The organism is Pseudomonas parafulva NBRC 16636 = DSM 17004, assembly GCF_000730645.1.
Lineage (GTDB): Bacteria > Pseudomonadota > Gammaproteobacteria > Pseudomonadales > Pseudomonadaceae > Aquipseudomonas > Aquipseudomonas parafulva.
Window position 1 is genome coordinate 158,131 of the sequence record NZ_BBIU01000013.1, and the last position, 24,026, is coordinate 182,156.

Below are 24,026 nucleotides of genomic sequence, written 5' to 3' on the forward strand. Positions count from 1 at the left end.
GCCTCTGGCTGCGGGGTCGACGAACTGTTGCCGCCATTCCTGCCACACGGCGGTGCAACCCTGACGCACAAGGATTTGCCATGCGTAACGCTACCTGCTTCACCACCCTGCTCGCCCTGGGCGTGCTAGGCCTTTCCCCTGCGCTGCAGGCCCGCAACCTGGTGTTCTGCTCCGAGGGCAGCCCTGCCGGTTTCGACACCGCCCAATACACCACGGCCACCGACAACGATGCCGCCGAGCCCCTCTACAACCGCCTGGTGGAGTTCGAACGCGGCGCCACCGCAGTGCAGCCGGCGCTGGCCACCCGCTGGGAGGTTTCCGATGATGGCCTGCGCTACACCTTCCACCTGCGCGAAGGGGTGAAGTTTCACAGCAACAAGGGGTTCACCCCCAGCCGCGACTTCAACGCCGACGACGTGTTGTTCACCTTCAACCGCATGCACGACAAGGCTCACCCGTTCCGCAAGGCCTACCCCACCGAGTTCCCTTACTTCGTCAGCATGGGCCTGGACAAGACCATCGCCCGCGTCGAAAAGACCGACCCGATGACCGTGGTGTTCACCTTGAACACGGTCGATGCGGCGTTCATCCAGAACCTCGCCATGAGTTTTGCCTCCATTCTGTCTGCCGAGTACGCCGAGCAATTGCTGGCAAGCGGCCGCCCCAGCGACATCAACCAGCACCCTATCGGTACCGGCCCGTTCGTGTTCCAGCGTTACCAGAAGGACTCGCAGATTCGCTACAAGGGCAACCAGAACTACTGGGCGCCGGAAAACGTGAAGCTCGACAACCTGGTGTTCTCGATCAACGTCGACCCGTCGGTGCGGATCCAGAAGCTGCGCCGCAACGAATGCCAGGTGACCCTGCACCCACGCCCGGCCGACCTGCCAGCGCTGCGCCAGGACAGCAAGCTGCAGGTCATGCAGCAGGCAGGCTTCAACCTGGGCTACATCGCCTACAACACCCAGCATCCACCCTTTGACCGCCTGGAGGTACGCCAGGCCATGGACATGGCGGTGAACAAGCAGGCCATCCTCCAGGCGGTGTACCAGGAGGCCGGGCAGCGGGCGGTCAATGCCATGCCGCCTACCCAGTGGTCCTATGATGAAAGCATCAAGGACGCCCCCTACGACCCGGAAAAAGCCCGGCAACTGCTGGAGCAGGCCAAGGTGGCACCCGGTACCGAAATCACCCTGTGGGCCATGCCCGTGCAGCGCCCCTACAACCCCAACGCCAAGTTGATGGCCGAGATGCTGCAGGCGGACTGGAGCAAGCTGGGTTTCAAGGTGCGCATCGTCAGTTACGAGTGGGGCGAGTACGTCAAACGCCTCAAGAGTGGTGAGCACGACGTGGCCCTGATCGGCTGGACCGGCGACAACGGCGACCCTGACAACTGGCTGGGCACGCTCTACAGCTGCGATGCCATTGGCAGCAACAACTACTCGCTGTGGTGCGACCCGCAGTACGACAGCCTGGTCAAGCGTGCCAAGCAGGTTACCGACCCGGCCCAGCGCACCACGCTGTACCAGCAGGCCCAACAGCGGCTCAAGCAACAAGTGCCCATCACCCCAGTCGCTCATTCAACCGTCAACCAGCCCCTGAGCACACAGGTGAGCGGGTTCAAGGTGAGCCCATTCGGCCGCAACAACTTTTCTGGCGTGAGCGTCGACTGACGCGCCGTCGGCCGCGCCGCCCTGCAGGGGGGAGGGACCTGCAAGGCGGGCCTGCGCAGCAGGCGTAAAACGCTGTTTCAGCCATGGCGATCCCATGGCGCCCCAGGCAACACCGCAGCAACCACCCGGCCCACGAGGCCGGCAATAACTAGAAATGAAAAGGAGCTTCCAACGTGAGACTGTTCACTTCAAGCGCACTCGCTCTAGCGATTGGTGCCGCAACCACCGTGGCCCAGGCCGAGCCGCAAAGCCAGGCCTACCAACCGCTCACACTTGCCTCAGGCAACGCGCAGAGCCAGGCCAGCGGCTTTCTGGAAGGCCAGAGCCTGTCCGGCAGCACGCGCAACTGGTACGCCCGTGAGCGTGCCGCCCGCGCGCCGCTGTGGAAGTACTACAAAGGCGACGGCACCCGCCACCCGACACACAGCCGCGAGAACTGGGTGCAGGGCAGCATCCTCAATTACAGCTCCGGGTTTACCCAGGGCACCGTGGGCTTCGCCGTGGAAGCCGCTGGCTACAATGCCATCGCCCTGCAGCAAAGCCGCCAGGCCATCGCCGGGCCCAACAACCGTACCCTCACCCACAGCGATGGCGACCCGTTGGGGCAGTGGAGCAAGCTCGGCCTGGGCAACGTCAAGGCGCGGGTGTCCAACACCACCCTTACCCTGGGCCGCCAGTCCGTAGACACCCCGATGATCGCCTTCATCGGCAACCGGGCCCTGCCGTCGAGCTTTCAGGGTGCCTTTCTGCACAGCGCCGAGTTCGAGAACCTGACGTTCGACGTGGGCACCTTCGACCGGGTATCGCCGCGCACCGAGCAGAGCCTGAGCAAGTTTCGCAGCGAGTACGGCGCCCTGGGCGTGGAAACCGACCGCGCCAGTACCGCCGGCATCAACTACCAGCCCTTCAAGAGCCTGACCACCAGCCTATACGCCACCAAGGTGGACGACTTCTGGAACCAGTACTACTTCGGCGCCAGCCACGTGCTCGGCGACAGCGGGGTGCTAAGCCTGACCACCGGTTTGAACTACTACAAGACCAAGGACGCCGGCAGCCGCAAGATGGGGCAGATCGACAACGATACCTACAGCCTGTCGCTGGGCCTGACCCACCAGGCGCACACCCTGACGGCTTCCTGGCAGCAGGTCAACGGCAACGAGTACTTCGACTACCTGCACGAAACCAACGGCATCTACCTGGCCAACTCGCTGCTGTCGGACTTCAACGGCCCCAACGAGAAGTCGCTGCAGCTGTCCTATGTGCTGAACATGGCGCCCTACGGCGTGCCAGGCCTCAAGTTCAACCTGTACAACGCGCGCGGCTGGGGCATTGACGGCACCCACTACCGAGGCACCGCCTACGACGTGAGGGGCCTGGATGGCGAAACCCATTACGAGTGGGGTATCGGCACCAGCTATGCAGTGCAGAGCGGGCCGTTGAAAGACACCAGTATCCGCGCCACCTACACCACGCACAGGGCCAGCAAGGCCCAGGGCGACGGCAGCCTGGACGAGTTCCGGGTGGTCACCACCATTCCGTTCAACATCCTCTGACCGCAGCCGCCCCGGCCGGCTTCCTGGCGGGCCGGGGCAGCTACGCTGGAATCAGTCACGCAGGGAGACATCAACCCATGCACAAGGTAGTCAACAGATCACTGGCACTGCGCCTGGCGGTGGCCGCAATGATGATGGGCGCCGCCGCGCAGCTGGCGGCCAAACCACTGGTGGTATGCTCCGAAGCCAGCCCGGAAGGCTTCGACGTGGTGCAGTACACCACCGCCGTCACCTTCGATGCAGCCTCCGAAACACTGTTCAACCGCCTGGTCGAGTTCAAGCCTGGCACCACCGACATCCAGCCGTCCCTGGCCGAGCGCTGGGAGGTGTCTGCCGACGGCCTGACCTACACCTTCCACCTGCGCCAGGGGGTGAAATTCCACACCACCGGCTACTTCACCCCCACCCGCGACTTCAATGCCGATGACGTGCTGTGGAGCCTGCGTCGCCAGCTCGACCCGGCCCATCCGTGGCACGACAAGACCAGCATCGGCTTCCCGTACTTCGAAAGCATGGCCTTCAAGCAGTTGCTCAAATCGGTGGACAAGACCGACGACCATACCGTAGTCATCACCCTCACCCGCCCGGAAGCGCCCTTCTTGCGGGACATGGCCATGGCCTTCACCTCCATCTATTCCGCCGAGTACGGCGACCAGCTGCTCAAGGCCGGCAAAACCGCCGAGCTCAACAGCAAGCCCATCGGTACCGGCCCGTTCATCTTCCAGCGCTACAACAAGGACGCCCAGGTACGCTTCAAGCCCAACCCTGACTACTTCCGCGGCAAGCCGCCTGCCGACGCGCTGATCTTCGCCATTGCCACCGACAGCAACGTGCGCCTGCAAAAACTGCGTGCCAACGAATGCCAAGTGGCGCTCTACCCCAAACCGGATGACGTGCCGTCAATCATCAAGGACCCCAACCTGAAGGTGGCGCAGACCGAAGCGCTGGTCACCGGCTACATCGCCATGAACACCCAGCACCCGTACCTGAGCGACGTGCGCGTGCGCAAGGCCATCAACATGGCCTTCGACCGCCAGACCCACGTGGACCAGCTGTTCGGCAAGGGCAATGCGCTGGTGGCGGTGAACCCCTACCCGCCGACCATGATGGGCTACAACACCACCAACCGTAACCTGCCCCGCGACCTCGACCAGGCACGTGCCCTGCTGCGCCAGGCCGGCGTGCCGGAGGGCACCGTGATCACGCTGTTCACCCGCAACGGAGGCGGCCCCACCAACCCCAACCCGCGCTTGTCTGCGGAAATGCTGCAGGCTGACCTGGCGCAGATCGGCCTGAAGCTGGACATCCGCGTCATGGAATGGGCCGAGATGCTGCGCAGGGCCAAAAAAGGCGAGGCAGACCTGGTGTCCAGCGGCTGGGCCGGCGACAACGGCGACCCGGACAACTTCCTTACCCCGTTGCTCAGTTGCGAGGCTGCCAAGAACGGCGAGAACTATGCCCGCTGGTGCAACTCGAAATTCCAGCAACTGATTACCCGCGCCCGCGAGGTGATCGACAACGACGAGCGTGCAGCGCTCTATAGCGAGGCATTGAAGGTGTACGATGACGACCAACCCTGGATCAGCATGGCCCACCCCAAGGTGTTCACCGCCATGCGTGACAACGTGGAGGGCTATGTGATCAGCCCCCTGACCACCAACAACTTCGCTACCACCAAGGTGAAGTAGAACAACAACGACCGCCGGCAACCCAGACGGGGACCGGCGGCATTGCCAAGAGGGCGGCCAGCCCCGCGGCCTGATGAGGTACCCCGACGATGTTGAGTTTTATTGCCCGGCGCCTTGGCCTGCTGATACCGACGTTCTTTGGTATCACGCTGCTGACCTTCGCGCTGATACGCCTGATCCCCGGCGACCCGGTGGAAGTGATGATGGGCGAGCGCAGGGTCGACCCGGAAATGCACGCCCAGGCCATGGAGCGCCTGGGCCTGAACAAGCCGCTGCCGGCCCAGTACCTGGACTACGTGGGCAAGCTGGCCCAGGGCGACCTGGGTGAATCGCTGCGTACCCGCGAGAGCGTGTGGCGCGAGTTCATGACCCTGTTCCCGGCCACCCTGGAACTGGCCATGGCCGCCCTGCTGTTCGCCGGCATCGTCGGCCTGCTGGCAGGCGTGATCGCCGCACTCAAGCGCGGCTCGCTGTTCGACCACGGGGTGATGGGCCTGTCCCTGGCGGGGTACTCCATGCCGATCTTCTGGTGGGGCCTGATCCTGATCATGTTCTTCTCGGTGAGCCTGGGCTGGACGCCGGTTTCCGGGCGTATCGACCTGCTGTACGACATCGAGCCCAAAACCGGCTTCATGCTCATCGACACCTTGCTCAGCGACGAGGAAGGCTCGTTCAAGGATGCCGTGATGCACCTGATTCTGCCGGCCATCGTGCTGGGCACCATCCCCTTGGCGGTAATCGCGCGCATGACCCGCTCCTCGATGCTGGAAGTGCTGCGCGAAGACTACGTGCGCACCGCCCGCGCCAAAGGCCTGTCACCGGCCCGCGTGGTGTTCGTGCACGGTTTGCGCAACGCGCTGATCCCGGTACTCACGGTGTTCGGCCTGCAGGTGGGCACCTTGCTGGCCGGTGCGGTACTGACCGAAACCATCTTCTCCTGGCCGGGCATCGGCAAATGGCTGATCGAAGCCATCGGTGCACGTGACTACCCCGTGGTCCAGAACGGCATCCTGTTGATCGCCTGCCTGGTGATTCTGGTCAACTTCGTGGTGGATATCCTCTACGGCCTGGCCAACCCACGTATCCGTCATCAGCGCTGAGGGCCACGCCATGAACAACCCGATTGCAAAACCCGTGTCGCCGGCAAGCCCGGTAGACCACAGCCTGCTCTACCCCTCGCCCTACAAGGAATTCTGGCAGGCCTTCGCCCGTAACAAAGGCGCAGTGATGGGCCTGGCATTCATGTGCGTGGTGGTGTTCTGCGCACTGTTCGCACCCTGGGTCGCCCCCCATGACCCCAGCGAACAGTACCGCGACTTTCTGCTGACGCCGCCGGTATGGCTTGAAGGCGGCACCTGGCAGTTCATCCTGGGCACCGACGAACTGGGCCGCGACCTGCTTTCGCGGCTGATCCAGGGTGCGCGGCTGTCGCTGCTGATCGGCCTGTCGTCGGTGGTGATGTCGCTGATCCCGGGCATCCTGCTGGGCCTGCTGGCCGGGTTCTTCCCGCAGCTGCTCGGCCCGTCGATCATGCGCCTGATGGACGTGATGCTGGCCTTGCCCTCGCTGCTGCTGGCGGTGGCCATCGTCGCCATCCTCGGCCCTGGGCTGATCAACACCGTGATTGCCATCGCCATCGTGTCGCTGCCTTCGTACGTACGCCTGACCCGCGCCGCCGTCATGGGCGAACTGAACCGGGACTACGTCACCGCTGCCCGCCTGGCCGGTGCCGGGCTGGGGCGGCTGATGTTCGTCACCGTACTGCCCAACTGCATGGCCCCGCTGATCGTGCAGGCCACGCTGAGTTTTTCTTCAGCCATTCTCGACGCGGCAGCCCTTGGCTTCCTTGGCCTGGGTGTCCAGCCACCCACGCCTGAGTGGGGCACCATGCTCGCTTCTGCCCGCGACTACATCGAGCGCGCCTGGTGGGTGGTAAGCCTGCCCGGCCTGACCATTCTGCTCAGCGTGCTGGCAATCAACCTGATGGGCGACGGCCTGCGCGATGCGCTGGACCCGAAACTCAAGAACGCCGCCTGAGGAGCACGCCCATGTCACTGTTGCAAATCAACAACCTCAACGTGCGCTTTGGCGATGCCAATGCGGTACCCGTGGTCGACGGCCTGGACCTGAGCGTACAGGCCGGGGAAATCCTGGCCATCGTCGGCGAGTCCGGCTCTGGCAAGTCGGTGACCATGATGGCCCTGATGGGGCTGATCGACGCCCCCGGGCGCATTACCGCCGATGCCCTGACCTTTGACGGCACCAACATGCTCACCCTCAGCGGCCGCCAGCGGCGCAAGGTGGTGGGCAAGGACATCGCCATGGTCTTCCAGGACCCGATGACCGCCCTCAACCCCAGCTATACCGTGGGCTATCAGATTGAAGAAGTGCTGCGCCAGCACCTGGGCCTGAAGGGCAAGGCGGCGCGTCAGCGTGCCTTAGAGTTGCTGAACAAGGTCGAGATCCCGGCCGCAGAAAGCCGCCTGGATGCCTACCCTCACCAGCTGTCGGGCGGTATGAGCCAGCGGGTGGCAATCGCCATGGCCATTGCCGGCGAGCCGAAACTGCTGATTGCCGACGAACCCACCACGGCCCTGGACGTGACCATCCAGGCGCAGATCATGGAGCTGCTGGTGAACCTGCAGCAGGAGCGCAACATGGCGCTGATCCTGATTACCCACGACCTGGCGGTGGTTGCCGAAACGGCACGGCGCGTGTGCGTGATGTACGCAGGCCAGGCCGTGGAGGTGGGCCAGGTGCCGGAACTGTTCGACATCCCGGCCCACCCCTACACCGAGGCGCTGCTGGCAGCGATCCCCGAGCACAGCGCCGGCGCCGAGCGGCTGGCCACGCTGCCCGGCATCGTGCCTGGCCGCTATGACCGGCCACAGGGCTGCCTGCTGTCGCCCCGCTGCCCCTATGTGCAGGACAACTGCCGGCAACAGCGCCCGGCCCTGGAGGCCAAGGCCCACAGCCAGGCCCGTTGCTTCTACCCGCTGAACCAGGAGGTGGCGTGATGGCCGTCGTTCTATCCGCCCGGGACCTGACCCGGCATTACGAAGTGTCTCGCGGGCTGTTCAAGGGCCATGCCCTGGTGCGTGCACTGAACGGTGTGTCGTTCGAGCTGGAAGCCGGCCAGACCCTGGCAGTGGTGGGCGAGTCCGGCTGTGGCAAGTCGACCCTGGCCCGTGCGCTGACCCTGATCGAGCAACCCACGTCCGGCTCCCTGCAGATTGCCGGCACCGAGGTCAACGGCGCCAGCAAGGCCGAGCGCAAGCAGCTGCGGCGCGATGTGCAGATGGTGTTCCAGAGCCCCTACGCATCGCTGAACCCGCGCCAGAAGATTGGTGACCAACTGGCCGAGCCGCTGCTGATCAACACGTCGCTGAGCAAAGCCGAGCGCCGTGAAAAAGTGCAGAAGATGATGGAACAGGTGGGGCTTCGCCCGGAGCACTACCAGCGCTATCCGCACATGTTCTCCGGTGGCCAGCGCCAGCGCATCGCCCTGGCCCGGGCAATGATGCTGCAACCCAAGGTGCTGGTGGCGGACGAGCCGACCTCGGCACTGGACGTGTCGATCCAGGCCCAGGTGCTGAACCTGTTCATGGACCTGCAGCAGCAGTTCGGTACCGGCTATGTGTTCATCTCGCACAACCTGGCGGTGGTGCGGCACGTTGCGGACCAGGTGCTGGTGATGTACCTGGGCCGGCCGGCAGAAATGGGGCCCAAGGCCGACATCTACGAGAAGCCGTTGCACCCTTACACCCAGGCACTGTTGTCAGCCACCCCGGCTATTCACCCGGACCCGCTCAAGCCACGCATCCGCATTGCCGGTGAACTGCCCAACCCGTTGAACCCGCCTGATGGCTGCGCGTTCCACAAGCGCTGCCCCTATGCCACTGACCGGTGCAGCAAGGAACTGCCGGGGTTCCGGCAGGTGGGGACGCGGCAGGTGGCATGCCACTACGCCGAGCAGTTCCTGTAACGAATCGGGCCGCCGGTTCAGGCGGCCAGGCAAAAACAAAAGGGCCGCTTGCAGCGGCCCTTTTGTATTCAGTGCATGTTGTCAGTGCATCGATCAGTGCACGAACAATGCGATAAGAATGATGATTGGAATTGGGATACCCAGCATCCACAGTAGAATCGAGCGCATAGTTATTCTCCTTGCTTATCGTTGAATGGTGCGGTGAGCGACATAGTCGCCTTCAACCCACTGCACGTGATCGCGGCGACGGCCACCGTACAGGGCGGCGACGCTGGCGAAGAAGGCGCCGCACAGCAGGGCGACGAAGGTCCACAGGGCAGTCCATGCGGCCACTTTGGCAGCGGTGTCGGCCGCCTGCTTGGCGTCGGTCTTGAGCTGCTGGATCTGAGCCATCACCTGGTCCACACGGGCTTCGGCTTCAGCCTGGGTCATGCGGGTACGTTGAGCCACCAGCTGTGCCAGGTAGGCGCGGTCTTCCGGGGCCAGTGCACCGTCACCGGCAGCACCTTTGGCAAGAATGCGGGCCGCTACACCATTGGCAGCATCATCGCTGACCGGTGCCGGGCCTTCGCCACGGAACAGGCCATCAACGAAGTAGCCCAGGGAGTCGTCAGAGGCTTGCGAAGCCGCTGCACCGCCTGCCGCTACCGTTACACCCGCTGCCTGCGACGCAGCACTGGCGCCGGCACCTACCAGGTTGCCTGCGGTACCCAGTATCAGCATGGCCGCCACCAGTGTGGCGACAGCCCAGGACAGGAAGCCATGCGCAGTATCACGGAAATACACTTCATCGCCATGCAGGTTCGCCCATTTGACGCGCAGGCGACCGGCCAGGTAGCCACCCAGGCCGGAAGCGATGATCTGCGTCACCAACAACCAGACAATGGTGGAAATGCCCAAGGCTTTCGCGCTTGCCCCCTCATTGGCCCAGGGCGAGGTGGCCGCAAAGCCAAGCCCCGCACCCAGCACTACCAGTATGAGAGATACGGCGGCTGCAGCAGCGGCGCCAGCGAAGATCGCCGCCCAGGAAACACCTGAGCGGCTTTGTGTATCGACAACGGAGTAGTCGGCAGAGGGGATCATGATGTGTTCGCCTGTATGTTGTTAGCGAGAAGTCCATTCGCGCAGTAAACGTTGCAGCGGCTGTGCCAGTTGTCACAAAAAATGACGTCTATACAAATCAAGCACTTAGAAAAAAACGCCATGTTTTCATCGTGCAAAATGCGCGAATGGGCTGCTGGGGTCAGGTGTTCTGCATTCTTGTGGCAAGCCGGGCGACGAGGCATCATTTGCCCATGACCCTACCCGATGGCGCGGCCCAGACGCCGCTCACTGCCGATACCGTCCTGCGCTACCACCTGTGCTGGAAGTACCGTGACCTCGATGGCGTGCTGGCCCTGTACCACCCCGATATCCAGTACCACGACTTCTTCCAGAACCGCGTGCTGGGGTACCAGGACTTGCGCGACTACGTGCGCGCCTGCCTGCCCCACGCGGCCGGGGAAGACATCGTGCACAGCGACCGGATACGCGTTGACGGCTGTACCGCATTCATCCAGTACCAAGTCACCGTGCAAGGGGGGGATGGGCTGGTGGCGTTCCAGTCCAGCGAAGCGATCACGGTCCGGGACGGGCTGATCTGGCGGGTGAATGAATACGCTACCCTGGTGCGCCAGGACGGCAGCCCCCACAGCGGGGGTGGTTTACGCCCGGCCACCAGCCGCCTGGGCCTTTCACCCCGCCAGCTGTCGACCATGGCCCAGGACCTGGAGCATTACTTCCAGGGGCATCGCCCTTATCTGGACCCGGAACTGGACCTGCAGCAGGTGGCCGACGCCAGCGGCTACAGCCGCAACCAGATCTCCTACCTGCTGAACCAGGTGCTGGGGCAAAGCTTTTACCGCTATGTGAACCAGGCGCGCCTGCATCACCTGATGGCGACCCTGGACGAGGACAGCGCCACCACGCCCATCGACGACCTGGCGTTCAGCGCCGGTTTCAATTCGCTGTCGGCTTTCTATAAATGCTTCCGCGAACACACCGGCCTTACGCCCAAGGCGTACCTGAAGCAGATTTCCCTGCGTGCACGCACGTAAGACAACCGCCAGGGTTCGCCACTAGGATCGCCACATACCCCGCCGGATGTGGAGCCCGCCCCAATGCAACCCCTGCGCAGCCTGAGCTTGTGGATGGACCAGCTTGACGAGCCGCTGTGCGCTCGCCCGGCCCTGCGCGAGAGCCTCGAGGCAGACGTGTGCATCATCGGCGCCGGCTACACCGGCCTGTGGACCGCCTATTACCTCAAGCGCCAGGCGCCGCAGCTGAACATCGTGGTGATCGAGGCCAACATCGCCGGCTTCGGCGCGTCAGGGCGCAATGGCGGCTGGCTGATGGGCAACCTGCTGGGTGAGGACCGCCTGCTGGCGAGCCTCTCGCCGCAACAACGCCGGGCCAGCATCGACCTGCTGCACGCCATTCCCGACGAGGTTGGGAACGTGCTGCAGCGTGAGGGCATCGATTGCGACTACCGCAAGGGGGGCGTGCTGTACTGCGCCGCCCGCTACCCGGAGCAGGAGCGCAGCCTGCGCGCCTACCTCGACGACCTGTATCGCCAAGGCATGACCGAGGACGACTACCGGTGGCTGCGCCCCGAGCAGCTGGACGCCCAGGTGCGTATCAGCAATGCCTATGGCGCCATCTACAGCCCGCACACCGCCACCATCCAACCGGCGAAGCTGGCCCGCGGCCTTGCCCGTGCCGTAGAAGCCCTGGGGGTGCCGATTTATGAGAACACGCCTGCGCTTGACTGGCGGTCGGGCGAGGTCAGCACGCCCCTGGCACGCATCCGCTGCCAGTGGATCGTGCCGGCAGTGGAAGGCTATGCTGCCAGCCTGCCACCGCTGGGCAAGCATCAACTGCCGGTACAGAGCCTGCTGGTCGCCACCGAGCCGCTACCCGACACCACGTGGGATGAAATCGGCCTGGATCGGGGGCAGGCATTCAGCGAAGGCAGCCGCCAGGTCACCTATGGCCAGCGCACCACCGACAACCGCCTGGTTTTCGGCGCACGGGGCGGCTACCGCTTCGGCGGCAGGCTGCGGGACAACTTCAACCTCCAAGCCCATGAAGTGGAACTGCGCCGCTACCTGTTCAGCGACCTGTTCCCGCAGCTGCGGCACGCGCGCATTACCCACACCTGGGGCGGCAACCTGGGCATGGCCCGGCGTTTCCGCCCGCACATGCTGTGCGACCGCCAGCGTGGCATTGCCCTGGCGGGCGGGTATGGCGGTGAGGGCGTGGGGGCCACCAACCTGGGCGGTCGCACACTGGCGGCGCTGATTCTGAACCAGCACAACGCCCTCACCGGCCAGCCCTGGGTGCACGACAACCGCCCGCTCGCCAGCCTGGCCAGCTGGCCGCCCGAACCCTGCCGCTGGCTGGGCTACAACGCCATCATCCAGAGTTTCGTCCACGAGGACCGTACCCTCGCCAACCCGGCTACCCCGCCTTGGCGCCGGCGCCTGGCCAGCCACCTTGCGGACTTCATGGAAGGCTTCATGCACTGACTTCCCTACACCCAGACAGGACCTCGTTCATGAGCATCACCCAGTTCAAACAGACAGACACGGCTGTACTGCAAACCAGCAACCCGGTCGCGGTGCCGCTCGGCGAACCCGTGGCGGTCACCTCGGTCACCTGCGTGGAACGCAGCGACGGGGTGGAGACCGGTATCTGGGAATGCACCCCGGGCCGCTGGAGGCGGCAGATCGTGCAGCAAGAGTTCTGCCATTTCATCAAAGGCCGCTGCACCTTCACCCCCGACGGTGGCGAGCCCCTGGTGATAGAAGCCGGAGACGCCCTGATGCTACCGGCCAACAGCACCGGCACCTGGGACATCCAGGAAACCGTGCGCAAGACGTACGTGCTTATTTTCTGATCCGCTGATCGCCTGCCTTCGATAACAACAGACAAAGCAAGGTAAACCCGACATGCGCACACTCCTGATCGCCCCCCTGATGCTGGCCGCCAGCGTGGCCGGTGCCGCCGAAACGGTAAAGATCTACAACTGGTCCAGCTACGTCGCCCCCGACACCCTGAAGAACTTCCAGCAAGCCACCGGCATCGTGCCCACCTATGACGTGTACGACAGCAACGAGACCCTGGACGGCAAGTTGATGACGGGCAATTCCGGGTACGACGTGGTGTTCCCTTCCAACCACTTCATGGCCCGGCAAATCCAGGGCAAGGCACTCAAGCGCCTGGACAAGTCGCAGTTGCCCAACTGGAAAAACCTCAACCCAGTGCTGCTCAAGGCACTGGAGGTCAATGACCCAGGCAACCAGTATGGCTTCCCGTACCTGTGGGGCAGTACCGGCATCGGCTACAACATCGACAAGGTCAAGGCCGTGCTTGGCGACAATGCACCGGTCGACTCCTGGGACTTGATTTTCAAGCCCGAGTACATGAGCAAGTTGAAGCAGTGCGGCGTGGCGGTGCTGGACAACGGCCCGGAGCTGCTGCCAATCGCCCTGCACTACCTCGGCCTGCCCCACCACAGCCAGAACGCGGCGGACTACGACAAGGCCAAGGCGCTGCTGATGCAGGTACGGCCCTACATCAGCTACTTCCATTCATCGAAGTACACCGGCGACCTGGCCAATGGTGATATCTGCGTCGTGGTGGGCTTCTCGGGGGATGTACTGCAGGCCAAGAACCGCGCAGAGGAAGCGCATAACGGGGTAAAGGTCGGCTACTCGATCCCGAAGGAGGGTGCCCCGCTGTGGTTCGACATGGTGGCAATGCCGGCCGATGCACCGGATGAAAAGGCAGGGTATGCCTACATGAACTACCTGCTGGAGCCGCAGGTGATGGCCAACATCAGCAACTATGTGCAGTACGCCAATGGCAACCTGAGCGCTGACAGCCTGGTGGACCCGGCCCTGAAGGGCAACAGCATGATCTACCCAAGCGAAGCGGTGATGGGCAAGCTCTACGCCCTGGAGGCCATGCCCGCCAAGATCGACCGCATCCGCACCCGGATATGGACCAGCATCAAGGCCGGCAATTGACAGCGGCCGCAAGCCGCACAAGCCGCAAGCTTTAAGCTGCAAGCTGCAAGCTGCAAGCTGCAAGAAGCGCAGGCCGACACAGGTCCGCTTCTTCTTGTAGCTTGCAGCTTGAGGCTTGTGGCTGCTGTTAGTGGTGCTCGCGGGTAGCGCGGAACTTGATGTCAGGCCAGCGCTCTTCCATCAGTGCCAGGTTGACCCGGGTGGGTGCCAGGTAGGTCAGGTGACCACCCCCGTCGATGGCCAGGTTTTCCATCGCCTTGTTCTGGAAGTCCTCGAGCTTCTTCTTGTCGTCGCAGGTGATCCAGCGCGCCGACCAGACGGTGATGGGCTCATAGGCGCACTCGACCTTGTATTCTTCCTTCAAACGGCTGGCCACCACGTCAAACTGCAGCACACCCACGGCGCCCAGGATGATGTCGTTGCTGCGTTCGGGGAAGAACACCTGGGTGGCGCCTTCTTCAGCCAGCTGCTGCAGGCCCTGGCGCAACTGCTTGGACTTCAGCGGGTCTTTCAGGCGCACGCGGCGGAACAGCTCCGGGGCGAAGTGCGGGATGCCGGTGAAGCCCAGCGCCTCGCCCTCGGTGAAGGTGTCGCCGATCTGGATGGTGCCGTGGTTGTGCAGGCCGATGATGTCGCCGGCAAAGGCCTCTTCCAGCTGTTCACGCTCGGAGGAGAAGAACGTCAGCGCATCCCCGATACGCAGGTCCTTGTTGGTGCGCACATGGCGCATTTTCATGCCTTTTTCGTACTTGCCCGAGCAGATGCGCATGAAGGCAATGCGGTCCCGATGTTTCGGGTCCATGTTCGCCTGGATCTTGAACACAAAACCGGTGAACTTCTCTTCCACCGGCTCCACGGTGCGTTCGTGTGCCACCCGGCCCAGCGGGCGCGGCGCCCAGTCGACCACGGCGTCCAGCACATGGTCCACACCGAAGTTGCCCAGCGCAGTACCGAAGAACACCGGCGTGAGCTGGCCGTCGATGAACTCCTGCTGGTTGAACTCATGGCAGGCGCCCTGCACCAGTTCAAGCTGCTCGACGAACCCATCGTACTGATCGCCCAGGTGGGCACGGGCTTCGTCGGAGTCCAGGTGCTGGATGATCTTGGCTTCGGTGCGTTCGTGGCCGTGGCCCGGCGTGTACACCACGATGTAATCGCCGGTGAGGTGGTACACACCCTTGAAGTCGCGGTAGCAACCGATCGGCCAGGTAATCGGCGCGGCCTTGATCTTCAACACCGCCTCGATCTCGTCCAGCAGTTCGATCGGGTCGCGGATATCGCGGTCGAGTTTGTTGATGAAGCTGACGATGGGGGTGTCACGCAGCCGGCACACATCCATCAGGGCGATGGTGCGCGGCTCGACGCCTTTACCGCCGTCAAGCACCATCAGCGCCGAGTCCACCGCGGTGAGGGTACGGTAGGTGTCTTCCGAGAAGTCTTCGTGGCCGGGGGTGTCGAGCAGGTTGATCATGTGCTCGCGGTACGGGAACTGCATCACCGAGGTGGTGATGGAGATACCACGCTGCTTTTCCATTTCCATCCAGTCGGAGGTGGCGTGGCGGTCGGACTTGCGCGACTTCACGGTACCGGCGACGGAGATGGCCTTGCCCATCAGCAGCAGCTTCTCGGTGATGGTGGTCTTACCGGCGTCGGGGTGGGAAATGATTGCGAAAGTGCGGCGCTTCGCGACTTCGGCGGCCTGGTTGGTCATGGGAAATCGCCTGACTGGGGGATGAAAAAGGGGCGGTATCATACCTGAAATTGGCTCTGGACTAAAACCGGAGGAATCAGCGGTGCCTGCGCCGGCCCCTTTGCGAGTGAACCCGCGCCTACAGGCGCTTGTGACTTACCAGCCAATGCCAACCCGCACGATAAATACCTGATCCTGATAAAGGGCCACAGGGCAGTTATTTCAACGCCTACAGCGTATTTAACCGCTGCTTTTTCTCGCCAGAATTCACCTGAACCAGTGATTAACACTGGCCAAATGCCGCCTCAGATGGGAACCTTATGCCCCCCGGAGACGTCCACTCCCCTGCAACCCACCTCGGTTCAGGGCTGGTTTCACCAGCATTCACGAGCCTGACGGGGCTCGACTCATGGCATGACCGCCCTGCCCTGCAGGCATCACGCTGCTACTCGCGAACACACCACCCGCCGCCCGATCGGGCCGGCCAAGAAGAAGTGTGCTCGCCGACGACAATAAGGAGTCCACCTGTGGCGAAACGCTACGGAAAAGGGCTGTTGGGATGGGCCACCGTGCTCGTCATCCTGGCCCTGCTGGTCCACTGGATCGGCCTCGACACAATCGCGCGCTATCGCGACGATCTGACGTTCTACCTGCAAGCGCACCTGGTGCTGGTGCTGGCTTCGATGGCGGCGGCACTGGCCGTGGGCATCCCCGCCGGCATTGCCTTGAGTCGACCGCACAGGGTCGACAAAGCCGAGCGCTTCATGCAGTTCTTCAACGTTGGCAACACCATCCCCCCCCTGGCCGTACTGGCCATCGCCCTCAGCGTTCTGGGCATCGGCGCAGGCCCTGCGATCTTCGCCCTGTTCCTCGCCTCCCTCCTGCCCATCGTGCGCAACACCTACGAAGGCCTCAAGAACGTACCCGCCTCGCTCAAGGAAGCCGCCACCGGCATCGGCATGACGCCGCGCCAGCAACTGTGGCAGGTGGAACTGCCCAACGCCGTGCCCATCATCGTCGGTGGCGTGCGGGTGGCCCTGGCGCTGAATGTGGGCACTGCGCCGCTGGCGTTTCTGATCGGTGCCAACAGCCTGGGCAGCCTGATCTTCCCTGGCATCGCCCTGAACAACCAACCGCAGTTGCTGCTTGGCGCAGCCTGCACCGCACTGCTGGCGCTACTGCTGGATGCGTTGGTGAGTTTTTCCAGCAGACGCTGGCTGGAACGCGGCCTGGCCTGACCACTTGAGGGAACCCATGAAAAAAGTTATCGCCTTGCTCCTGGGCGCGGGCCTGCTGTTGTCAGGTTTTGCCCAGGCAGCGGAAAAACCGCTGATCCGTATCGGCGCCCGGGTGTTCACCGAACAGACCGTGCTGGCCGAAATCACCGCCCAATACCTGCGCGCCAACGGCTTTGACGTTCGCGTCACCGGCGGCCTGGGCAGCAGCCTGGCACGCCAGGCTCAGGAAACCGGCCAGCTCGACCTGATGTGGGAATACACCGGCGTGTCGCTGGTGTCGTACAACCACATCGACGAGCGCATGCCCAGCCCCGAGGCCACGTACGCCAAGGTCAAGGAACTGGACGCACGCAAGGGCCTGGTATGGCTCAAGCCATCGAAGTTCAGCAACACCTATGCCCTGGCCCTGCCCAGTGAAGTCGCCCGTGAATACCCGCAGGTGAACACCATCAGCCAGCTGAACGAAGTGCTCGAGGCCGAGCAATCGCGCAAGCACCTGGTGGCGCTGGACACCGAGTTCGCCAACCGCCCGGACGGCCTTGATGGCCTGCAGGCGCGCTACGGCATGCACTTGGGCCGAGCCAACATCCGGCAGATGGATGCCGGGCTGGTCTATACGGCCCTGCGCAACAACCAGGTGTTTGCAGGGCTGGTGTACACCACTGACGGCAGGCTCAACGCGTTCAAGCTCAAGCTGCTGGAAGACGACAAGCATTACTTCCCCGACTACACCGCAGGGCCGGTGATCCGCAAAGCCGTACTGGACGCCCACCCCCAGCTCGCCGAGCTGCTGGCGCCCCTGGCCGACCAACTGGATGACGAGACCATGCGCCAGCTCAACGCCAAGGTGGACGTGCAGCACCAGAGCCCGTCTTCGGTAGCCGCCGCCTTCCTGCGTGAGCATCCCCTGCACGAGGTGACCCCATGAGCCTGTTCGACACGTTCGCCCACCTGGACTGGGCATTGGTCCTGCAACTGACCTGGCAGCACATCATGCTGGTGGGCATCGCCGTGGGCCTGGCCATCCTCATCGGCGTGCCGCTGGGCATCCTGATGACCCGCTTCCCGTTCCTGGCCGGCCCGCTGCAGGCCAGCGCCACGGTGCTGCTGACCATCCCCTCCATCGCCCTGTTCGGGTTGCTGTTGCCGTTCTACTCCAAGTTCGGCCAGGGCCTGGGCCCGCTGCCGGCGATCACGGCAGTGTTCCTTTACTCACTGCTGCCCATTCTGCGCAACACCTACCTGGCGCTGACCAACGTCGAGCCAGGCATCCGTGAAGCCGCGCGCGGTATCGGCATGACCTTTGGCCAACGCCTGCGCATGGTCGAATTGCCCATCGCCGTACCGGTGATCCTGGCCGGCGTGCGTACCGCCGTGGTGATGAACATCGGCGTGATGACCATCGCCGCCACCATCGGCGCTGGCGGCCTTGGCGTGCTCATCCTCACTTCCATCAGCCGCAGCGACATGTCGATGCTGCTGGTTGGCGCCGTACTGGTCAGCCTGCTGGCAATCATTGCCGACCTGCTGCTGCAAACCCTGCAACGTGCCCTGACTCCAGAAGGAATGCGCTCATGATCGAACTGAAAAACCTCAGCAAAACCTTCAACGCCAACGGCAAGGATGTCAAAGCCGTGGACGCGGTCAGCCTCACCGTCAACGAAGGCGAGATCTGCGTGTTCCTTGGCCCCTCGGGCTGCGGCAAGAGCACCACGCTGAAGATGATCAACCGCCTGATTACCCCGACGTCCGGGCAGGTGTTCATCAATGGCGAGGACACCAGCGGCCTGGACGAGGTGACCCTGCGTCGTCACATCGGCTACGTGATCCAGCAGATCGGCCTGTTCCCCAACATGACCATCGAAGAGAACATCACCGTGGTGCCACGGCTGCTCGGCTGGGACAAGCAGCGCTGCCACGACCGCGCCCGCGAGCTGATGCACATGATCAAGCTTGAACCCAAGCAATACCTGCAGCGCTACCCCCGCGAGCTGTCCGGTGGCCAGCAGCAGCGTATCGGCGTGATCCGTGCCCTGGCGGCAGATGCACCGGTGCTGTTGATGGACGAACCGTTCGGCGCGGTGGACCCGATCAACCGCGAAATGATCCAGAACGAATTCTTCGAAATGCAGCGCGCGCTGAACAAGACGGTGATCATGGTGAGCCACGACATCGACGAAGCGATCAAGCTGGGCGACAAGATCGCCATCTTCCGCGCCGGCAAACTGCTGCAACTGGACCACCCGGATACCTTGCTGGCGCACCCGGCAGACGATTTCGTCAGCAACTTCGTCGGCCAGGACAGCACGTTGAAGCGCCTGTTGCTGGTGCGTGCCGAAGACGCGGCAGACAACGCGCCCTCGGTAAGCCCGCAGACGCCGGTAGGCGAAGCCCTGGAGCTGCTGGACGAACACGACCGCCGCTACGTGGTGGTGACCGACGGCCAGAACAAGGCACTGGGCTACGTGCGCCGCCGCGACATGCACCGCCAGCAAGGTACCTGTGCCGACTTCCTGCGCCCCTTCAACGCTACCGCCTCCCACGACGAGCACTTGCGCATCCTGCTGTCGCGCATGTACGAGTTCAACCGCGCCTGGTTGCCGGTACTGGATGCCGAACAGGTGTTCCTGGGCGAGGTGACCCAGGAGTCGATCGCCGCCTACCTGAGCTCGGGGCGCTCCCGCGGGATGAAGACCAGTATCGTCTCGCCGGCCGAGGTGGCCGCCTCGTAACGTGCCACCTGCCTGCCGCAAACGAGGAATCGCCGGTCAGTAACAAAAAATTTATGCACAAATACCGGTACGCCCGTACCCGATAAATGTGGCCATAAATATGAACACCCCCGCGCCCCTCACCACCGGCGCTGCCCCCACCAGAACGTGCAAGTCCTTGTGGGGGTGGGCCTGTGTACACCACCTGGAAACAGGGCTATTCCACAATTCTTTACGCTTGAAACAGCCTGGGGAACATCGGCCGGTCATACGAGTCGGTTATTCGAAGGGTGGCGGGTGCATCCACGGCGATCACGCCGGGATTGCCTGTTGATTCTGCATTCTTCACGCCCTAAAGTGCGCGCCGAACGTCCATGCTGGAAACGATCCATCCGGCTCAAGTACTGAGTAGGCGAACCAAAGTGGGGATACGGAGGGCGTTCAGCTTGCAGCCACTTAAATTTTCAGTTTGCCCATGGAGTCCCTGAGCATGTCGATCCAGGTCGAAGATTATTTCGCACGCGACACCTTCCAGAAAATGAAGGCTTTTGCCGACAAGCAGGAAACGCCGTTCGTACTCATCGACACCCAGATGATCAGCAAGGCCTACGACGACCTGCGCGCTGGCTTCGAATTCGCCAAGGTCTACTACGCGGTCAAGGCCAACCCGGCAGTCGAGATCATCGACCTGCTCAAGGACAAAGGCTCGAACTTCGACATCGCTTCCATCTACGAACTCGACAAGGTGATGGACCGCGGCGTCAGCGCCGACCGTATCAGCTACGGCAACACCATCAAGAAGTCCAAGGACATCCGCTACTTCTTCGAGAAGGGCGTGCGCCTGTACGCCACCGACTCGGAAGCCGACCTGCGCAACATCGCCAAGGCTGCACCGGGCTCGAAAGTGTACGTGCGCATCCTCACCGAAGGTTCCACCACGGCTGACTGGCCGCTGTCGCGCAAGTTCGGTTGCCAGACCGACATGGCCATGGACCTGCTGATCCTGGCCCGTGACCTGGGCCTGGTGCCTTACGGCATTTCCTTCCACGTGGGTTCCCAGCAGCGTGACATCAGTGTGTGGGACGCCGCGATCGCCAAGGTCAAGGTGATCTTCGAGCGCCTGAAGGAAGAAGACGGCATCGAACTGAAGCTGATCAACATGGGGGGTGGCTTCCCGGCCAACTACATCACCCGTACCAACAGCCTGGAAACCTATGCCGAGGAAATCATCCGCTTCCTGAAAGAAGACTTTGGTGATGACCTGCCCGAAATCATTCTGGAGCCAGGCCGCTCGCTGATCGCCAACGCCGGTATTCTGGTCAGTGAAGTGGTGCTGGTGGCGCGCAAGTCGCGTACCGCCGTGGAGCGTTGGGTGTACACCGACGTGGGCAAGTTCTCTGGCCTGATCGAAACCATGGACGAATCCATCAAGTTCCCGATCTGGACCGAGAAAAAGGGCGAGATGGAAGAAGTGGTCATCGCCGGCCCGACCTGCGACAGTGCCGACATCATGTACGAGCACTACAAGTACGGCCTGCCGCTGAACCTGGCCATTGGCGACCGCCTGTACTGGCTGTCTACCGGAGCCTACACCACCAGTTACAGCGCTGTGGAATTCAACGGCTTCCCGCCGCTGAAGTCCTACTACCTGTAACACCGAACGGGGCCGCAAGGCCCCGTTTTCGTTGGGCCTTGCCTTCCCAGGCGGCGCGGCAGACGGGTTTTCACCCCTGTGGCTGTAAAGATTGTAAAGCCTCACGAATGTTAACCAATCTCAATTGCTGGCCACTATCACTTCCATTAACATCCCCGGGCGCCGCGCCTATGCGGCCGTACACAGGGTGATCGATGGTGGTGAAGAAGACGCTGTTCCAACTGCACTGGTTGTTTGGCATCACCGCCGGGTTGGTGCTGGCGTTGATGGGCATCACCGGCGCCCTGTATTCGTTCCAGGAAGAACTGCTACGTGCGTTCAATGGCGAAGTGCTGCGGGTCGAGGTGCGGCCCGAAGGTGTATTGCCGCCTGCCGAACTGGTCAAACGCGTGGAGGCCCAGCAGCAAGACAAGGTGGCAATGCTGTGGGTAGATGTGCGCGAGGGTGATGCAGCCCGCGTCTTCTTCACGCCCGCGCCAGGCGAGCGCCGCGGCGAACTGCGCTATGCCGACCCTTACACCGGTGAACTGAAGGGGGACGTGGCGGGCCAGGGCTTCTTCAGCCTGATGCTCAACCTGCACCGGTTTCTGGCCATGGGTGACACCGGCCGCCAGATCACCGGCGCCTGCACCCTGATGCTGGTGTTCTTCTGTTTGTCCGGGCTGTACCTGCGCTGGCCACGCAAGGCCCTGGACTGGCGCACCTGGCTTACCTTCGACTGGGCCAAGAAAGGCCGCGCCTTCAATTGGGACCTGCACGCCGTGGCCGGTACCTGGTGCCTGCTGTTCTATCTGCTGTTCGCGCTTACCGGTTTGTTCTGGTCGTACGAATGGTACCGGGAGGGCCTCAACAGGTTGCTGGCCGATGCCCCGGCCGCAGGCCAGCAGCAAAAACGCGGCGAAGGCCGTGGCCGCCACGGCCCCCAGCACGTCGACAAGAACGCCCCGCCGCTGGTGGTCGATTACGACGCCATCTGGGCCACCCTCAGCAACGCTGCCGGCCCTGGGCTGGCCAGCTACAACCTGCGCCTGCCGCCTGTGGGTGGGCAACCCGCCAACCTGTTCTACCTGCAGGCCGATGCCGAGCACCCCCGGGCATTCAATACACTGGTGCTGGACCCGGCCAACGGCCAGGTGCAGCGCCATGAGCGCTACACCGACAAGTCGTTCAAGGCCCAGCTGCTGCAGAGTGTGTATGCCCTGCACGTGGGCGAGTATTTCGGCCTAGTGGGGCGTATCGCCCTGACCATCGCCAGCCTGACCATGCCGGTGTTCTTCATCACCGGCTGGCTGTTGTACCTGGACCGGCGCCGCAAGCAGCGCCAGGTACGCGCAGCCCGGGGTAATGTAGCCACGGCGAGCACGGCGGGCGACGGCTGGCTCGTCGGTTTCGCCAGCCAGAGCGGCTTTGCCGAGCAGTTGGCCTGGCAGACCGCCGCCCAGCTTCAGGCGGCAGGCCTGGCTGTGCAGGTGCGGGCGCTGGGTACACTGAAAGAGGAGGATTTGCGCCAGGCCAGGCGTGCGGTGTTCGTGGTCAGCACCTTCGATGACGGTGAGGCGCCGGACAGCGCCCGGGCCTTCGAGCGCAATGTACTGGGCAAGGCCTTGGCACTGAACCACCTCAACTATGCCCTGCTCGCCCTCGGCGACCGTCAGTATCCACACTTCTGCGGCTTCGCCCGCCGCCTGCAGGGCTGGCTGGGTGAGCGTGGGGCCACCTGCGCATTCAGCCCGGTCGAGGTGGACAGCGCCGACCCTGCGGCCTTGCAGCAATGGCAGCAGGCACTGACACGCCTGACCGGGGCGGAACCTGTGGCAGCGTGGCAACCGCCGAGCTTCGGTAGCTGGTCCCTGGTCAGCCGTACACTGTTGAACCCGGGCAGCCTGGGGCAGCCGGTCTACCTGCTTGGCTTGCAGCCGCAGGAGCCTGCGACTTGGGAAGCCGGCGACCTGGTGGAGATCCTGCCGCTCAACGGCCCTTGCCGGGTCGAGGCATTTCTCAAGGGCTTGGCGCTGGATGCCATGGCCCCAGTGCAACTGGGCGGCCTGACCGAAACCTTGGCCCAGGCGCTGGCGGGCCGGCAATTGCCGATGCGCCGGGATCATCTGGTGGGCCTGCACCCGCAAGCACTGGTGGAGGCACTGGTGCCCATCGGCACCCGCGAGTACTCGATTGCCTCGATCGCCAGCGACGGCGTGCTGGAGCTGATCGTGCGCCAGGAGCGACACACTGATGGGCAACTGGGCCTGGGCTCCGGCTGGCTGACCGAATACCTGCCCCTGAATGGTTCACTCAGCCTGCGCCTACGCCGCAACAGCGGCTTCCACCTCCCGGAAACTGCCGCGCCGATGGTGCTGATTGGCAATGGCACTGGCCTTGCCGGGTTACGCAGCCTGGTTCGCGCACGGATTAGCGCGGGCGAGCAGCGTAACTGGCTGCTATTCGGCGAGCGTAATCGGGCACATGACCTGCTGTGTGGCAGTGAGCTGCAAAGCTGGCTGGCCAGTGGCGACCTCACGCGCCTGGACCTGGCCTTCTCCCGTGACCAGGCAGAAAAGATGTACGTGCAGGATGTGTTGCTGCAGCAGGCCGATGAACTGCGGCGCTGGGTGGCCGAGGGTGCCTGCATCTATGTCTGCGGCAGCCTGCAAGGCATGGCCGCGGGTGTGGATGCGGCGCTCAACGGCATACTGGGCGAGGCAGCTGTGCAGCAACTGATCGAGGACGGGCGCTATCGGCGGGATGTGTACTAGGGTAGCCCGGTA

Annotated in this window: 19 protein-coding genes; 17 read left to right on the forward strand and 2 right to left on the reverse strand. The window is 63.4% G+C overall.

Annotated features, from left to right (window positions below; all coding sequences use genetic code 11):
* The first annotated feature begins 80 nt into the window (after nt 1-80).
* The 7 genes from PPA02S_RS10165 (at nt 81) to PPA02S_RS10195 (ending at nt 8,899) form a co-directional block, all read left to right on the forward strand.
* Complete coding sequence (locus PPA02S_RS10165) at nt 81-1,673, forward strand: ABC transporter substrate-binding protein (RefSeq protein ID WP_028631558.1); 1,593 nt, start codon at nt 81-83, stop codon at nt 1,671-1,673.
* Between the two features lie 173 nt (nt 1,674-1,846).
* Nucleotides 1,847-3,226 (forward strand): OprD family porin, encoded by a 1,380-nt coding sequence (locus tag PPA02S_RS10170; RefSeq protein ID WP_028631559.1) that lies wholly within the window; start codon nt 1,847-1,849, stop codon nt 3,224-3,226.
* A gap of 77 nt (nt 3,227-3,303) precedes the next feature.
* Nucleotides 3,304-4,914 (forward strand): ABC transporter substrate-binding protein, encoded by a 1,611-nt coding sequence (locus PPA02S_RS10175; RefSeq protein WP_028631560.1) that lies wholly within the window; start codon nt 3,304-3,306, stop codon nt 4,912-4,914.
* An 89-nt stretch (nt 4,915-5,003) separates the two neighbouring features.
* Complete coding sequence (locus tag PPA02S_RS10180; protein WP_028631561.1) at nt 5,004-6,014, forward strand: ABC transporter permease subunit; 1,011 nt, start codon at nt 5,004-5,006, stop codon at nt 6,012-6,014.
* A 10-nt stretch (nt 6,015-6,024) separates the two neighbouring features.
* A complete protein-coding gene (locus tag PPA02S_RS10185; protein WP_028631562.1) occupies nt 6,025-6,951 on the forward strand; it encodes an ABC transporter permease subunit in 927 nt (308 codons plus the stop codon).
* An 11-nt stretch (nt 6,952-6,962) separates the two neighbouring features.
* The gene (locus PPA02S_RS10190) at nt 6,963-7,931 is read left to right on the forward strand and encodes an ABC transporter ATP-binding protein (protein WP_028631563.1); all 969 of its coding nucleotides are present in this window, start codon (nt 6,963-6,965) and stop codon (nt 7,929-7,931) included.
* Nucleotides 7,931-8,899, forward strand: a complete 969-nt coding sequence (locus PPA02S_RS10195) for a peptide ABC transporter ATP-binding protein (RefSeq protein WP_028631564.1) — start codon at nt 7,931-7,933, stop codon at nt 8,897-8,899. Before PPA02S_RS10190 ends, PPA02S_RS10195 begins: the two co-directional genes overlap by 1 nt.
* A gap of 183 nt (nt 8,900-9,082) precedes the next feature.
* Here the strand turns inward: PPA02S_RS10195 and PPA02S_RS10200 are convergent, their stop codons facing one another.
* On the reverse strand, nt 9,083-9,982 hold the full coding sequence (locus tag PPA02S_RS10200) for a hypothetical protein (protein ID WP_028631565.1): 900 nt from the start codon (nt 9,980-9,982) through the stop codon (nt 9,083-9,085).
* Between the two features lie 212 nt (nt 9,983-10,194).
* On the opposite strand from PPA02S_RS10200, the gene PPA02S_RS10205 reads away from it, so the two are divergent.
* The 4 genes from PPA02S_RS10205 to PPA02S_RS10220 all read left to right on the forward strand — a co-directional run bounded on the left by PPA02S_RS10205 (nt 10,195) and on the right by PPA02S_RS10220 (nt 13,968).
* Nucleotides 10,195-10,995 (forward strand): AraC family transcriptional regulator, encoded by an 801-nt coding sequence (locus tag PPA02S_RS10205; RefSeq protein WP_028631566.1) that lies wholly within the window; start codon nt 10,195-10,197, stop codon nt 10,993-10,995.
* 63 nt (nt 10,996-11,058) lie between these two features.
* The gene (locus PPA02S_RS10210) at nt 11,059-12,465 is read left to right on the forward strand and encodes an NAD(P)/FAD-dependent oxidoreductase (protein WP_028631567.1); all 1,407 of its coding nucleotides are present in this window, start codon (nt 11,059-11,061) and stop codon (nt 12,463-12,465) included.
* A 29-nt stretch (nt 12,466-12,494) separates the two neighbouring features.
* Entirely contained in the window at nt 12,495-12,836 is a 342-nt protein-coding gene (locus PPA02S_RS10215) for a cupin domain-containing protein (RefSeq protein ID WP_028631568.1), read from the forward strand.
* Nucleotides 12,837-12,888: 52 nt separating this feature from the next.
* Nucleotides 12,889-13,968 (forward strand): polyamine ABC transporter substrate-binding protein, encoded by a 1,080-nt coding sequence (locus tag PPA02S_RS10220; protein WP_028631569.1) that lies wholly within the window; start codon nt 12,889-12,891, stop codon nt 13,966-13,968.
* Between the two features lie 127 nt (nt 13,969-14,095).
* On the opposite strand, the gene PPA02S_RS10225 is transcribed toward PPA02S_RS10220, so the two are convergent.
* Nucleotides 14,096-15,679 carry a peptide chain release factor 3 gene (locus PPA02S_RS10225; protein ID WP_028631570.1) on the reverse strand — a complete coding sequence of 528 codons (1,584 nt, stop codon included), beginning with the start codon at nt 15,677-15,679 and terminating at the stop codon, nt 14,096-14,098.
* Nucleotides 15,680-16,185: 506 nt separating this feature from the next.
* Between PPA02S_RS10225 and PPA02S_RS10230 the strand changes: the two genes are divergently transcribed.
* The 6 genes from PPA02S_RS10230 to PPA02S_RS10255 all read left to right on the forward strand — a co-directional run bounded on the left by PPA02S_RS10230 (nt 16,186) and on the right by PPA02S_RS10255 (nt 24,014).
* Nucleotides 16,186-16,896 carry an ABC transporter permease gene (locus PPA02S_RS10230; protein ID WP_028631571.1) on the forward strand — a complete coding sequence of 237 codons (711 nt, stop codon included), beginning with the start codon at nt 16,186-16,188 and terminating at the stop codon, nt 16,894-16,896.
* A 16-nt stretch (nt 16,897-16,912) separates the two neighbouring features.
* Nucleotides 16,913-17,824, forward strand: coding sequence for a glycine betaine ABC transporter substrate-binding protein (locus PPA02S_RS10235; protein WP_028631572.1), 912 nt, complete (start codon nt 16,913-16,915; stop codon nt 17,822-17,824).
* Nucleotides 17,821-18,474 carry an ABC transporter permease gene (locus tag PPA02S_RS10240; protein WP_028631573.1) on the forward strand — a complete coding sequence of 218 codons (654 nt, stop codon included), beginning with the start codon at nt 17,821-17,823 and terminating at the stop codon, nt 18,472-18,474. The genes PPA02S_RS10235 and PPA02S_RS10240 overlap by 4 nt, the downstream gene beginning before the upstream one ends.
* Entirely contained in the window at nt 18,471-19,628 is a 1,158-nt protein-coding gene (locus PPA02S_RS10245) for an osmoprotectant ABC transporter ATP-binding protein OsmV (protein ID WP_028631574.1), read from the forward strand. Before PPA02S_RS10240 ends, PPA02S_RS10245 begins: the two co-directional genes overlap by 4 nt.
* A 469-nt stretch (nt 19,629-20,097) precedes the next feature.
* Nucleotides 20,098-21,261 carry a type III PLP-dependent enzyme gene (locus PPA02S_RS10250; RefSeq protein WP_028631575.1) on the forward strand — a complete coding sequence of 388 codons (1,164 nt, stop codon included), beginning with the start codon at nt 20,098-20,100 and terminating at the stop codon, nt 21,259-21,261.
* A gap of 197 nt (nt 21,262-21,458) precedes the next feature.
* Nucleotides 21,459-24,014: a PepSY domain-containing protein gene (locus tag PPA02S_RS10255; RefSeq protein WP_028631576.1), complete on the forward strand. Its 2,556-nt coding sequence runs from the start codon at nt 21,459-21,461 to the stop codon at nt 24,012-24,014.
* Nucleotides 24,015-24,026 lie beyond the last annotated feature (12 nt).